A 13,279-nucleotide genomic window follows, 5' to 3' on the forward strand; every position below is an offset into this window, starting at 1 on the left:
GAAATTCAGGCGTGGGTAACCTGATGGAATCTGGCTTTGATCCACCCTGTCACTTTGTCTCTGGTGTCCGGGCTAAACAGAATGCTGCCCACCAGCATCAGCATACTGGTCGCGCCATCGCTCCAGTAATAAGGAATGTTGATCAGAGTGAATCCATTCAGAACCATAGAAATCAACACCGTACCTGCCAGCGTCGCCAGTACAGATGCCCTGCCGAAAAACGCAATTCCGATGAACACCGACGCAAAGGCTGGCATTAAAAATCCATTGCCCGCGATGGGTTCAGACTTGCCAGTTTCGGCAATCACTAACAAGGCAGAAAACAACATCAGAGTTGAGCAAAGCACGTAAGCAATACAGGTGTACTTACGTACATTCACCCCTGAGTAAAACGCAGACTTTTCGTTATACCCAACCGCATAAAGGCTGTTTCCAAACCTCGAGCGATGAAGGTAAAACCACGACAATGCGTACATAGCAACCAGAAGATAAGTTGAGTAGTTCAGCCCAAACCAACGTCCATCGTTGATATCGAGCAGCCCAGAAGTGAAGAAGTTGCGAAAAATAGACGGACCGCCACTGAACAGGAATGCCGCTCCCCCCGCGATTGACCCCACCGCGATGGTCATGACAATGTCGGGCAGTTTCAGATAACTCACGGCATAACCGTTGATCACCCCAAATGCGATACTCACCAGCAACCCGATGAAAATGGACAAGTAGAGGTCAATGCCTGCGGCGATGCCATACCCAATCGTCATCGCCACAAAAGAGATGATGCCGGGAAAGGAGAGATCAAACTTTTTCAGAACCACCACAAACGTCAGTCCCAACGCCGCCAGCCCCGTGGCGGCTAAGTGGCGCAAAATAGCCGTAATGTTTGAAGACGTGACGTATCTGGGCTCGACCATGTAGAACGCTAGGGTAATCGCTGCAACAATTACCAGATAAAGCCCGACGCGAATAAAAGCTGCTCTTTTGGCATTGGTCTTGGTCATGCTTTGCTCTCCCCAGATATACCCGCGATGAGGAGTTCATCCCGGCTGATATCACTCACCGGAGCGGAAACCTGCTCGCCTTTGTAGAGAGCAAACATCCGGTCTGATACCCCATGCACTTCATCACAATCCGACGACATCACCACCACGGCAGCGGTTTGAGAGAGCTTTCTCAGCAGACGATAAATGGTGGCTCGCGCGCCGATGTCGACGCCAATGGTGGGTTCGACAAACAGGTAAATTTCAGCTTCAGCGTATAAGCCTTTGCACATGACGATTTTCTGCTGATTACCACCGCTAAAATGACTGGCGGCTTCGTCCAGCTCGACGGGATGAAGCTCGGTCAGGCTGACCAGTTCCAGACTGTCTTCGTGAGTTTGTTCAGAATTCAATACCCCCAATCCAGACGACGCCCGGTCAAGATTGGCAAGAGAAATGTTAAACACCACATTTTCTTCCAGCACCAGTCCTTCTTTTAACCGGTCTCCGGGGAGCAAAAACAGTTTGTGATTCAAGGCATCTTGCGTGGTTTCAAATTCCACCTTTTCGCCGTGAACACGAATATTGCCGCCCCCTTTGATGCGAGCACCAAAAATCACTTTGGAGAGGTCTTCAATGCCAGAACCCACCAGACCAAAGATCCCCAAAATCTCGCCTTTTCTGGCTTCAAAAGAGACATTGCTGAATGAGTCGAAAGAGAGATTTTCGACCTGAAGGTATGTGTCGCCATTACACGCTTCTTCCAGTTTAGGTGGAAACATGTTGGAGACCGATTTCCCCAGCATGAGTTCGGCTATCGCCGCTGGAGAAAGGGCTTCCTGAGCCACATCATGACACCCGACATTTTTGCCGTTTCGAAATACCGTAAAGCGATCCGCAATCTGCTTCACCTCTTCCAGACGGTGAGTAATGTAGATGATGGATACACCACTGGATTTCAGAATCGACATCAGCTCAAAGAGGTACTGCTTTTCTTTTTCCGTTAGTGTGGACGTTGGCTCATCCAGAATAAGCGCGGTGATTTTGTCGTTCACCATGGAGTGCAGAATGGCGGTGGCTTCCCTTTCAACCGGATTCATCTCGGCAATGGTTCTGTCCAGATTGACCGGGATGGGCAGTTTTTCCAGCAACTCATCGGCTCTGCGCTTAAGGTCATCACTGTTGAACAGTGAGAAAAGCCCGAAGCTGTTGTTTTCCCTGCCCAGAAAGATGTTTTCATAACCAGTGAAATCATCAATCATTTCGGGGTGTTGCTGCACAGAGACAATGCCCTGTTGCAGCGACGCGCTTGGAGTACCAAGCTGAACTTCCCGCCCTTCAATTTCTATCTGCCCGCCATCCTTCTGGTAAATACCGGAAAGGATCTTAATGAGCGTGGACTTCCCTGCCCCATTCATTCCAAGCAGTGCGTGGATTTCACCCTTCCTGAGTTCAAAATCCACGTTATCAAGGGCAGTGACAGAACCGAATTTCTTGTCTATCCCTGACATCGAAATAACGTTGCTGTTCATAATGTTCTCCAGTTAAACGACGCGAACCCAGCCCAGCTCTTTCGCTCGACCCGGTCTGTCGTAGTCGGCGGCTTTTTCACCCAGCCCTTGCAGCGTTTCCTCGGTAGCTTTGTAGCAAGGTGTGATAACCAGGCGAGGAATGTTTCTGCCAGCAGCGTACTCATGGGCGTAAAACACATTTGAGAACGCCATTTCGTAGAAACTTTGGGCACAGCTCATCTTGAAGGCAGAGCCGCCACTGATATAACCAAACGACTGGGGACCACCATCAATACCCGTCAGGAAGATGTTTTTACGACCCGCTGCTCTCACTGCAAGTGCACCTTCAATAGCGGCACCATCCCAGGCACACCAGATGGCATCAATGTCATCTCGCGCCGTAAGCATGTTGTCGACCGCCTGACGCGGTGTGGTACTGGCATTAAAGTTAAAGGCCCATTTGGCAACCACCTCAATACCGGGGTGTTCACGCAATGCCCATTCCATACCAAGCGTACGCTGATCCCAGCTTTCGTTTTGTGGCAGGGTCACAATCGCAACTTTACCTTTACCGCCTAATTGCTCAGCAAGCCACTCAGCGGTAAACCAACCCATGGCGTAGTTACTCGACATAGCCGTACTGTGAACTGCCACGCCCGGCACCTGACTATCGCCCGCAAAGACTGGGATACCGGCGTCTATTGCGCGTTGTACTGCTGGAGCAATTGCCGCTGCATCGGCCGGAGTGATAAACAGCGCATCGGGTTTACTGGCTATGAAAGCATCGATGTTCTCTGTCTGCTTCTTCGGGTCAAAACCTGCGTCAGTAATGGTCAGTTCACCCCCCAGCAACTCAACTGCATCTTTATACCCCTGATGCAACGCTGCCCCAGAGTCGAAAGCCGTCCACCCCAGTGCCGCGGCGAATTTCAGTTTCTTGCCTGATGCCGCCATAGCTGGGCTGAAGGTCATTGGTCCCATGGTTGCAACGGCAAAGGCGGTCCCCATGCTCAGTTGCATCATTCTTCGACGGGACAAACCAATCGGTGATAAATCGCTGTTGGATTCGTGTGTAACCTGCTCTGTATTTTGAGTATCAGATTCGCTGACACCCTTGTTGATGCGCTCTTTCATGTTCAATTCCTTATTCCAGTACCACTACGTCCTATAGTGTTGTTTCCGATCCTGCTCATACTCGGAAAAGTCCATGTGCCCATTTGGTGTGAAAGGCTGAATGCACAAATGAGCCCCGAAAGCTTTCTTCCTACCCGACTATCTGACGGCAGACGTTTAGGTCGACCTCAGAAAGGTTGTCCACGACTCGGTTTGCTCCGCTGAAATCCTCGTCAGCGGTGTAAAAAGATTTGGTCACCAGACAGTTCATACCTGCGCTTAACGCCGCTCGCATACCAATGTTGCTGTCCTCGACCACCAGGCAACGATTCGGCGTTAGCTGCATCTTTTCTGCTGCCAATCGGTATACCGCCGGGTCTGGTTTTTTGGCTGACACCACGTCTCCGGCAAACACCCGAATATTTTTGGCAATCTCGTCCCCAACGCAGGTTTTCACTACCGTTTTGACCGCATTTTCATTTGAGGTAGAACACACCGCCAACGGCACACCCTGCTCGTACGCTTCTGTAATCAGGGCTTTGACCCCGGGTCTGGGGGCAAGCTCGCCGGAATTAATCAGGTTCATAAAAATTGAAGTTTTTAGCTGATGAAGGTTCTTGATCAGCTCGTCCCGGCTGAGAGCGGTTTCTGGCCAACCCACGGTATTGAAGTAGTAAGACATTCGCTCTTTCCCACCGGCGACACTGAGCAGTTCTTCGTATCGGCTTTTCGACCAGTAATCGAGCAGCCCTTTCTCCTGAAACGCCTGATTGAACGCGACCCGATGCCCGTCGCATTCGGTGTCCACCAGAACGCCATCGCAGTCAAATATCAATGCGTCCATGACTCTGCCCTTTGCTGAGAACCAAATTTTGACATCATCAGCTCCACGCCTTCTTTCAGCGTCTGGTACTGGGCTTCGATGTAAGGAATTGGCTCTTTAATGCCCGGTTTTTGCAGAGCAAGAGTGACAAACCCTTCGATAAACTGATGCTTGTGCATGGTTGAAATATTGACCTTAGCGCAGCCAGACTGGATGCAACGTTCAAACTGAGCATCGGCTAAACCCGTTCCGCCGTGCAGAGCGATAGGAATATCGATGTTCTCTGTAATGTTTTCCAGCAGGTCATAAGCTATGACAGGCTCACCTTTGTACTGACCGTGTGCCGTACCTATAGCCGGTGCGAACGCGGCCAATTCCGGCATTTCCGCGCAGAACTGCAAGCATTCCTGATAGTCCGCCAGCATGGCATGTTCCTGTGATACCACCTTGTCGTCTTCTACCCCGCCAATGGCACCAAGCTCAGCTTCCAGTCCAACGTTGGCATCGGTTGCCAGTTTGTAGGCTTTGAGTGACATGGTCAGATTTTCTTCAAAAGGCATGTCGGAGCCATCGAACATTACTGACGTCCAGCCCGCATCAATACAACGCTGAATCACTTCCAGATCGGCGCAGTGATCCAGATGCAATGCCACTGGCACATCCACGTTTTGCGCCAGACTTTTCACCCAGGACGCGATGGCGTCGTACCCCCATAAACGGATGGTTTTCACCGAAAGCTGAACAATGACTGGCGAATTCAGATCCTGAGCGGCAGTGATCACAGAGCGTGCGCTGTTGTAATCAATAATGTTGAAGGCAGCGATGCCGTAACCGTCTCGCTTTGCATCCTGCAACATTGGCTTCATTGAAATTAAAGGCATAATCGATTCTCCTCAGAGAGTGTCTATTTTTAATGCCGAGTCACTTGTGCGCTTCGGCGTAATTCATACATTCATGTTGGTGATGCTTTCCTTCAGCTTTATCATAAATTCGGCGCCATATACGCCATCGACTGCTCGATGATCCGCCGACAATGTCAACACCATAAAGTCTCGCCATCCGAGTTCGTTATTGATGCAGCAAGCGCGTTTTTTGATCGCGCCTACGCCAAGAATGGCGGTTTCGGGCGGGTTGATGATAGGGAGAAGTTCTACGTCCCATTTGCCCATGTTTGAGATGGTGAAAGAGCCGCGGGCTTTGGATTTGATCACGCCGTTTCGCGCACTTTCTGCCAGAGAGCGAGAAGCCTGATTGATTTCTTTCAGGGATTTACGGTCGGCATGGTCAATCACCGGAACCAGCAAACCTTCATCCACAGACACTGCCATTCCGATGTGAACGTCTTCCAGCAGTGTGCAGCGGTCCTCAAAGACATGAGAATTCAGTTTGCCGTAGTATTTTAACTGGCGGGAAACCGCGAAGATAACCAGATCGTTAATCGACACCTTGTCTTGGTTTGACTGGTTGTAGGCGTTTCGCTTCACCAGTAAATCCGTTACATCGACTTCGGTACGCAGATAAAAATGAGGCTTGGTCTGCTTCGACTCACTCATTCTGTCGGCAATCACCTGTCGGACTTTTGAATAAGGCTGGTCTCCATACTCTTTGTCGGAACTCGGCTCGGCATCTGCGAGATCCCTTTCCAGAACAACCCCTCCGGGACCGCTACCGTTCACCGCGGTTAAATCAATGTTTCGGTTGGCAGCCATTCTTCTCGCCAAGGGCGAAGCCCGCAACTGACCATGATTGACGGACTCCGTTGAGCTTTGAGGCTGCGCTTTGATTTCTGCACTGCTTTGAGCATCAGAAGTGTTATTCGCGGCGGGAACCGCTTCAGCCTGTGGCTCGGCTTGCTCCGGACTTTCCACTTCGTCAGGATCCCCGATATACATAATGGGCTCTAACACTGTGGTGGTATCACCTTCTTCATAAAGCAGTTCCAACACAACGCCTTCCTGATAGGTTTCTACCTCAAACGACGCCTTTTCAGATTCAACCACCGCCACAACGTCGCCCTTTTTAACGGTATCCCCAACCGCTACCATCCACTCTGTTAGCGTGCCTTCTTCCAGATCCTGACCAACTTGTGGCATCAATACCGGAGTCGCCATAATTTCACTTCCCTGTCTGCGCGCTAAGTTGCGCGATTCGTCCAATGTTCCTGTTAACCGGCTTCGCTCTGAACCGTGCTGTGCACCACTTTCAAAATGCCTTCTCGGATCTGTTCCTTCTGCGGAATCGATGCTTTTTCCAACTCCAGATTGAATGGGATTGGGGTATTCAGCCCGGCCACGATTTCTATCGGCGCATCGAGGTAATAAAACACCTTGTCCTGAATGATGGAGCAGATGTCTGATGCCACACCACCGCGGCGCACCGCTTCCTGCACAATCACCACCCGATTGGTTTTCTTAACGGATTCAATGATGGTGTTTTCATCCAGCGGAACCAGAGTTCTTGGGTCAATGACTTCCACAGAAATGCCCTCTTTTGCCATCTCTTCTGCGACTTCCAGTGAACGAGGGATCATGTTCGACCAGGCAACCAAAGTGACGTCCGCCCCTTCGCGTTTCACATCCGCCTGTCCAAATTCGATTTCGTACTCTTCTTCCGGCACATCTCCTTTGGTCATGTAGAGATGCTTGTGCTCAATAAACATCACTGGGTTCGGCTGTCTGAGTGCATGTTTCAGCAACCCTTTGGCATCACGGGGTGTGGACGGCATGACCACGCGCAAACCAGGAATGTGATAGAAAAGGGCTTCCAGACTCTGTGAGTGTTGAGCCGCCACTCCGCCACCAGCGCCACCCTGAGTTCTAAGCACAAACGGGACATTTCCCGAACCGCCGGTCATAAGCCGGAACTTGGCTGCCTGATTGACGATCTGATCCATGCCTAACATGGCGAAATCGACATAAAGAATTTCTACAATCGGTCTCGCACCCGATATGGCAGCGCCAACGCCCACACCAATCATGCTGGCTTCTGAAATTGGCGTATCACGAACTCGTCGTTCACCGTATTTGGCAAGCAGCCCTTCGGTGACTTTGTATGAACCGCCTCGTTCCGCTATCCCTTCACCAATAATGAAGACATCGCTGTTTCTTGCCATTTCTTCGTCGAGAGCTTCTCGAAGCGCTTCCCGGTACATCATTTCTCTGCTAGCCAAAACCATCTCTCCTTTGATGTTTCATTCCTTTGAATCGGTTTTTCCGGTTCGCTTAATAGTCTTCAATTGCCTGCTTAAACTCTTCCACACTGACCTGTGTACCCGCTAAGGCAAACGCCAGTGCTTCTTCCAGTTCAGATTCAATCTGTTCTTCCAGCGCCGTCACCTGTTCTTCGGTGTAACCACCCAGAGTTCTAAGGTTGTCGCGAGCTGAAATAACCGGGTCTCGGTCTTTGTAATACTGGAGTTTGTTTTCAGGCATATAAGTGCCCGGATCGTTGACGTGGTGCCCTGAATGACGATACGTTTTGGCTTCAATTAAGACGGGTCCTTTGCCTGCACGGCATAAATCGCAAGCTTCCGACACCCGTTCGTAAACCGCCAGTGGGTCGTTCCCGTCAACCAGATAACTGGGAACACCAATGCTTTCACCCCGTCGATACAGCTCGGTTTGTCTAGTTGATTCTTCAATCGGTGTCGATACTGCGTATTGGTTGTTCTCGATGATGAGTACCACGTTGAGATTCCAGATAGCAGCAAGGTTTAGAGCTTCCAGAAATGTTCCGTTGTTTACACCGCCATCAGAGGTAAACACTATGGTGACGGCATCGCTGTCTTTCACCTGATTGGCCAGTGCACTACCTACACCAATGGGTGTCCCTGCACCCACGATGCCGTTAGCTCCCAGGTTGTTGGACTGAATGTCTGCAATGTGCATTGAGCCACCGTAGCCTTTGCAATACCCTTCTTTCTTTTGCAAAAGTTCTGAAAGCATGCGTTTCACATCCGCGCCCCAGGAAATACAGTGACCGTGCCCTCTGTGTGTAGAAGCGATGAAATCAATGCTTTGATCCGCCGCGGCACACGCCCCTGCTGCAATACCTTCCTGCCCTAAGTAAGGATGAAAATACCCTCTTACGTGACCCTGTCGATAAAGCCTGATCCCTTCAGTTTCGAACAAGCGCGTTTTGTAGCAGCTTGTGAAAATTTTTTTCAAAGTCTCGCTGGAGACCTGTGTTTCCGCTTGTATTTTCGTCGCGTCCATGTCGTTACCCAACTCTTTACTTAAACCTGTTTTCCGTGGTGTTTTCTCAATATGGAACTGACTATAGATCGTACGATTTTAAATGTAAATAATTTCACACATATCAAAAACCATATACTTACAACCACACAAACAGTATAAAATATAAGCAATTAGAGTCGATATAAGTCATTTCCCATTTACTAAAAAGATTGAAAAAATAAACATAATCAATTGTTTTTATTGAATTAAAAAATCAAATCTGAGAAAGATCACAGTTTGTGAAAATTATTTTACTAATTTATTTGAAAAGGCTGTGAACTGGAAAATTGACTTACTGAAATTTCCGTAGGATTATGGATGTTAAAAATTACTTACATTTATATTTTGTGTTTGAATAGCCCAATGACTGAATGAGAAGATGAACAGAATGGACAAGCAAGCAGGCACCGAACTGGTGGAACGGATCCACTCAAATTATGAAAAGTTGCGCAAATCGGAAAGGTTGGTCGCAGACTTTATTTTGAGCCATTTAGGAAAAAGGCTTAACTACTCAATCACAGAGTTTGCGGACAAACTGGAAATCAGTGAAGCGACAATCAGCCGGTTCACGCGCTCCATAGGTTATGCGGGTTATTCAGACCTGAAATTGTCGATGGCGGCAGCCAGTAGCATTGCTGAAGAAAATACTATTCCTAACATCCCCAGCGAGCTATCAGAAAAAGACTCATTGGTCGTCCTGAGCCAGAAACTGATGAATGCTTTGATCAACGGTTTGGGCACGACTCAGAAAAATCTGGACTATGAAAACCTTGAACATGCCGTTGATGCTATTCATAACGCCAGCAAAGTTGTGTTGGTTGGTGTGGGTGGCGCTGCAGAAGTTTGTGACGAGGCGGTGCACTTACTACTGAAAATCGGTATTGATGCTGCCAGCTATTGCGATGGATATACCCAAACCATCGTCGCCTCTACTCTGCCTTCTGACGCGGTAATGATTGGGATCTCACACACTGGCGAAACGGAAACCGTTGCTAAGGCTCTGATTCAGGCAAAAAATAACGGTGCAAGTACCGTTGCCATTACCAGCGCAAAAGATTCTATTGTGGCACAAAGCGCCGATCATACCTTACTGACCTGGCACAACCTCAACCCGAGACAAGTTCCCCTATATGGCGACTTCCTTGAAGGGCGAGTCTGTCAGCTATACCTGATTGATCTGATTTATCTGGCATTGATGTTCCGCCGCGGCAAAGAAGCAAAAGTATCGTTAGAACTGACCCGGGATGCCTTGGAGAAATACTATCAGGGTCAGTCTCGCTACGGAGAGAGTTAAAGGCGTAAAATTTCTGTCATTCCGTCTAAAATAAAACACATTCTCGTCACTCAGTAACCCGACGTAGTCAGGTTACTTAGGTATACGATTTTGTTAAACTCGGACTACACGCATAGTTAAAGGACTAATCCATGCCGAACGATACATCTGAGTTTCAGTTGATGACTGAAATCGCGACACTTTACTACATCGAAAGTGAAACTCAGGAAGCCATCGCCAGCCGATTTGACATCTCTAGAATGAAAGTCGGCCGATTGCTTAAAAGAGCACATGCAGAAGGCATTGTTGACGTTCGGGTAAAGCATCACCCCGCCCTGATAAACGACCTTGAGCAGAACTTAATTGAAAAGTTTGGCATTAAGCGTGCGTTGATTGCCCCAGACTATGCCAACCCTGACGTTCAGAGAAAAGAAGTCGCGGCGTTAGTATCAGACTACTTTACCAGCCAGTTAGAAGAAGAAAGCGTGGTCGCCGTCGGCATGGGGCGCAATGTCGCAGCCGTTGCCGATAACGTGTTCGCTGATAAACAACACTCCTGCACTTTCGTATGTGCAATAGGTGGTTCTCTCAAAGCGGGAGAGCTCATCAACCCTGATCATATATGCCGTCGTCTGGCGAGCAAATTCGGAGGTAAAAGCCAGTCCCTTTATGCGCCTGCCTTTGTCCAGAATATGACGCTCATGGAAGAGTTACTCAAGAACAGCACCGTAAAACAGACATTGGACAAAGCACGCCGAGCAGACTTTGCGCTGGTGGGCATCGGTGATATGAGTGAAGATTCCAACATGGTAAGAATGGGCTGGTTTTCACCGCAGGAAATTGCGGAAGCCAGGCTCAATGGCACGGTTGGGGATATGATGGGGTATGACTTCATTGATATTCACGGAAAAGAATCAACGACCAAGATGCAAGGAAGAGTGATTGGTTTGCAGTTAGACGACCTGCTGCGCATCCCCAATGTGATTGCCATTGCCAGTGAATCAACCAAAGCCGCTGGCATTTTAGGAGCTTTACGCACTGGCGCTATCGATACGCTGGCAACCAGTTACGCCAACGCGCTCACGGTGCTCAGCCTGGACGATGCGATAAAGAAATCGTAAGAATATCCCCTTCCCCACCGGGCTTTGTTGCCCGATGAGTAAAGGGGTATTTATCTTAAGGAACTAACACCACCTTGAGCGCATCCTTACCGCTGCTCACCAATTCAAATCCTTTCTCGAATTCACTGAGTGGTAAGAAATGCGTGACGACCCCTTCTGTGGGTAAGCTGCCATCGACAATCCCCTTGATCACCAGAGGATAACAGTAAGGTCCCAGGTGCGAGCCCAGCACATCCAGTTCTTTTCTGTCACTGATGATGCTCCAGTCCACCGTCACAGGATCTTTGAATACGCTGAATTCCACAAACCGCCCTAAGTTTCGGATACAAAGCAATCCTTGCTCGACCGATTTGGGATGACCAGTGGCTTCAATGTACACATCGCAGCCATAACCTTCGGTCATGGCTTTGATTTCTGCTTCGGTATCGACTTTGGAAGGATTCAGAACGATATCCGCACCGAATTTCTTTGCCAGCTCTAACCGCTCATCTTTCATGTCCAAGACAACTAAAGTTTCAGCGCCCGCTTTTTTAGCGGCTCCAATCATGCCTAAACCAAGCGTGCCAGCACCCGCTATAACCACTGTATCGCCTAGCTGAATGTTGGCTCGCTGAACCGCATGAAACGAGCATGCATAAGGTTCAATCAATACGGCTTTTTCTATTGGAAGATCTTCTGGCACCTTGAAGTTAATGGCTTCCTTGGGGAACTTCATGTATTGCGCCATCCCGCCATTTACGTTGTTCTGAAACCCATACACATCGTGCTTCTGGCACATCCAGTACTGACCACTTTTACAGAACCGGCAATCCCAGCACGGCACGATTTGTTCTGATATCACTCGGTCGCCGACAGCGAAGCCTTCCACGTCTTCACTGATCGCCACTATCCGACCAATGAACTCGTGACCCGGTATCATGGGGGCTTTTATGTATGCGGGCTGGGTTTCATCCCCCCAGAAACTGGGAGCCCCATGGTACGCCTTGAGGTCACCAGCACAGATGCCACACGCTTCAACTTTTATCAGAATTTCACCAGCACTGATTTCTGGAGACGAGACTTCTTCCAAGCGGTAATCGCCGGGGGCATATGCCACCACAGCCGACATGGTCGTAGGAATAGCCGCTTCAGCACGCTGTTGAGCTGACACATGTTGTTCACACATCGCTTTCTCCTTTTACTGAGTAGGAACTCTTGAACTGACTTACTCCGCCAACACAAAAGGACCTGTGTATTTATCGGCGTTGTCTGCGGTTATGAGCAGACAATCAAATAGCTGTTTCTCGGTATCCGCACCTGTCTTACCGGTTCGAATAAAGTTGTCTGCCTGACGGATAGACTCAGCAGCAAAAACAGCCACAGGCTGAAGAACGGTGTACTCAAGCTCTCCGGCTTTAACGGCATCGACAGCATCAGGTGAACCGTCAAACCCGCCCACTTTGACCTTGCTGAGTTTTCCGGACTCTTTTAGCGCGGCAATAGCACCTAACGCCATTTCATCGTTACCACTAATAACGCCAATGATGTCTGGGTTGGACTGCAACATAGACTGCATTTTGTTGTAACCCTGAGTGCGATCCCAGTTAGCCACATCAGACGCCGCGAGCTCTAGATCCGGGTATTGGCTTAACACGGTTTTGAAACCATTAGAACGCGTTGCGGCATTGTTATCCGAAGGCGCACCAAACAGTTCTACATATTTGCCGCTTTCACCGACACTCTCTACCCATTGCATTGCACCGAGTGCTGCTCCCTGAGCGTTATTCGACACGAGCTGGCTTTTGGCTAATCCTTCCTGGTTAATCTCGGCATTAATGAGGAAGACTGGAATACCCGCGTTCACTGCTTTGCGCACCGCACCTATTGATCCATCGGCATTTGCAGGGTCCAGAATGATGGCAACGGATTTGTTGGTAATGGCAGTATCAACCAATTTACTTTCGGTATTGGTGTCGCCTTTGTGGGCGCTCACGTTTGCCTGATACCCCATTTCCAATGCTGTCGCTTTTGCCACTTCACCTTCGGTGTACCAATACGGGTTAGAAGGGTCATTGATGATGATTGAAATCAATCCGTTTGCCCACGCAGTTCCGCTAAACACAACGGCAATGACTGAAAGCCAGGTCAGCCAAATGGTTTTTAATTTGTTGTTCATTGGTATTGCTCCTTGTCCTAAGTTTTACATCCTTACGTTTTGGTCATGGCATTGCGGTTAACTGGAACCTG

Annotated in this window: 12 protein-coding genes; 2 read left to right on the forward strand and 10 right to left on the reverse strand. The window is 49.2% G+C overall.

All coding sequences use genetic code 11. The annotated features are described in order from the left end of the window. Positions 1-5: 5 nt before the first annotated feature. The 8 genes from QMG91_RS14205 to QMG91_RS14240 all read right to left on the reverse strand — a co-directional run bounded on the left by QMG91_RS14205 (position 6) and on the right by QMG91_RS14240 (position 8,638). The gene (locus QMG91_RS14205; RefSeq protein WP_281827242.1) at positions 6-998 is read right to left on the reverse strand and encodes an ABC transporter permease; all 993 of its coding nucleotides are present in this window, start codon (positions 996-998) and stop codon (positions 6-8) included. Beyond that, positions 995-2,509, reverse strand: a complete 1,515-nt coding sequence (locus tag QMG91_RS14210) for a sugar ABC transporter ATP-binding protein (RefSeq protein ID WP_281827243.1) — start codon at positions 2,507-2,509, stop codon at positions 995-997. The genes QMG91_RS14205 and QMG91_RS14210 overlap by 4 nt, the downstream gene beginning before the upstream one ends. Positions 2,510-2,521: 12 nt before the next feature. Then, entirely contained in the window at positions 2,522-3,622 is a 1,101-nt protein-coding gene (locus QMG91_RS14215; RefSeq protein ID WP_004407091.1) for a sugar ABC transporter substrate-binding protein, read from the reverse strand. Positions 3,623-3,752: 130 nt separating this feature from the next. Beyond that, a complete protein-coding gene (locus QMG91_RS14220) occupies positions 3,753-4,445 on the reverse strand; it encodes an HAD-IA family hydrolase (RefSeq protein ID WP_004407094.1) in 693 nt (230 codons plus the stop codon). Further along, entirely contained in the window at positions 4,433-5,305 is an 873-nt protein-coding gene (locus tag QMG91_RS14225; RefSeq protein ID WP_004407096.1) for a class II fructose-bisphosphate aldolase, read from the reverse strand. Before QMG91_RS14225 ends, QMG91_RS14220 begins: the two co-directional genes overlap by 13 nt. A 63-nt stretch (positions 5,306-5,368) precedes the next feature. Beyond that, positions 5,369-6,535 (reverse strand): dihydrolipoamide acetyltransferase family protein, encoded by a 1,167-nt coding sequence (locus QMG91_RS14230; protein WP_281827247.1) that lies wholly within the window; start codon positions 6,533-6,535, stop codon positions 5,369-5,371. Between the two features lie 53 nt (positions 6,536-6,588). After that, positions 6,589-7,599 carry an alpha-ketoacid dehydrogenase subunit beta gene (locus tag QMG91_RS14235; protein WP_038142466.1) on the reverse strand — a complete coding sequence of 337 codons (1,011 nt, stop codon included), beginning with the start codon at positions 7,597-7,599 and terminating at the stop codon, positions 6,589-6,591. A gap of 46 nt (positions 7,600-7,645) precedes the next feature. Then, positions 7,646-8,638, reverse strand: coding sequence for a thiamine pyrophosphate-dependent dehydrogenase E1 component subunit alpha (locus QMG91_RS14240; protein ID WP_022549789.1), 993 nt, complete (start codon positions 8,636-8,638; stop codon positions 7,646-7,648). Positions 8,639-9,047: 409 nt separating this feature from the next. Here QMG91_RS14240 and QMG91_RS14245 point away from each other — a divergent pair, with 409 nt between their 5' ends. Continuing rightward, positions 9,048-9,953: a MurR/RpiR family transcriptional regulator gene (locus QMG91_RS14245; protein WP_004407103.1), complete on the forward strand. Its 906-nt coding sequence runs from the start codon at positions 9,048-9,050 to the stop codon at positions 9,951-9,953. A gap of 131 nt (positions 9,954-10,084) precedes the next feature. Then, positions 10,085-11,053, forward strand: a complete 969-nt coding sequence (locus QMG91_RS14250) for a sugar-binding transcriptional regulator (RefSeq protein ID WP_004407105.1) — start codon at positions 10,085-10,087, stop codon at positions 11,051-11,053. Between the two features lie 55 nt (positions 11,054-11,108). On the opposite strand, the gene QMG91_RS14255 is transcribed toward QMG91_RS14250, so the two are convergent. Together QMG91_RS14255 and QMG91_RS14260 are read right to left on the reverse strand one after the other, a co-directional pair. Next, positions 11,109-12,218, reverse strand: coding sequence for an MDR/zinc-dependent alcohol dehydrogenase-like family protein (locus QMG91_RS14255; RefSeq protein WP_281827250.1), 1,110 nt, complete (start codon positions 12,216-12,218; stop codon positions 11,109-11,111). A 39-nt stretch (positions 12,219-12,257) separates the two neighbouring features. Beyond that, the gene (locus QMG91_RS14260) at positions 12,258-13,208 is read right to left on the reverse strand and encodes a D-ribose ABC transporter substrate-binding protein (protein WP_281827252.1); all 951 of its coding nucleotides are present in this window, start codon (positions 13,206-13,208) and stop codon (positions 12,258-12,260) included. Positions 13,209-13,279 lie beyond the last annotated feature (71 nt).

This window comes from Vibrio nigripulchritudo (assembly GCF_027924785.1).
In the GTDB taxonomy this organism is placed as follows: domain Bacteria; phylum Pseudomonadota; class Gammaproteobacteria; order Enterobacterales; family Vibrionaceae; genus Vibrio; species Vibrio nigripulchritudo.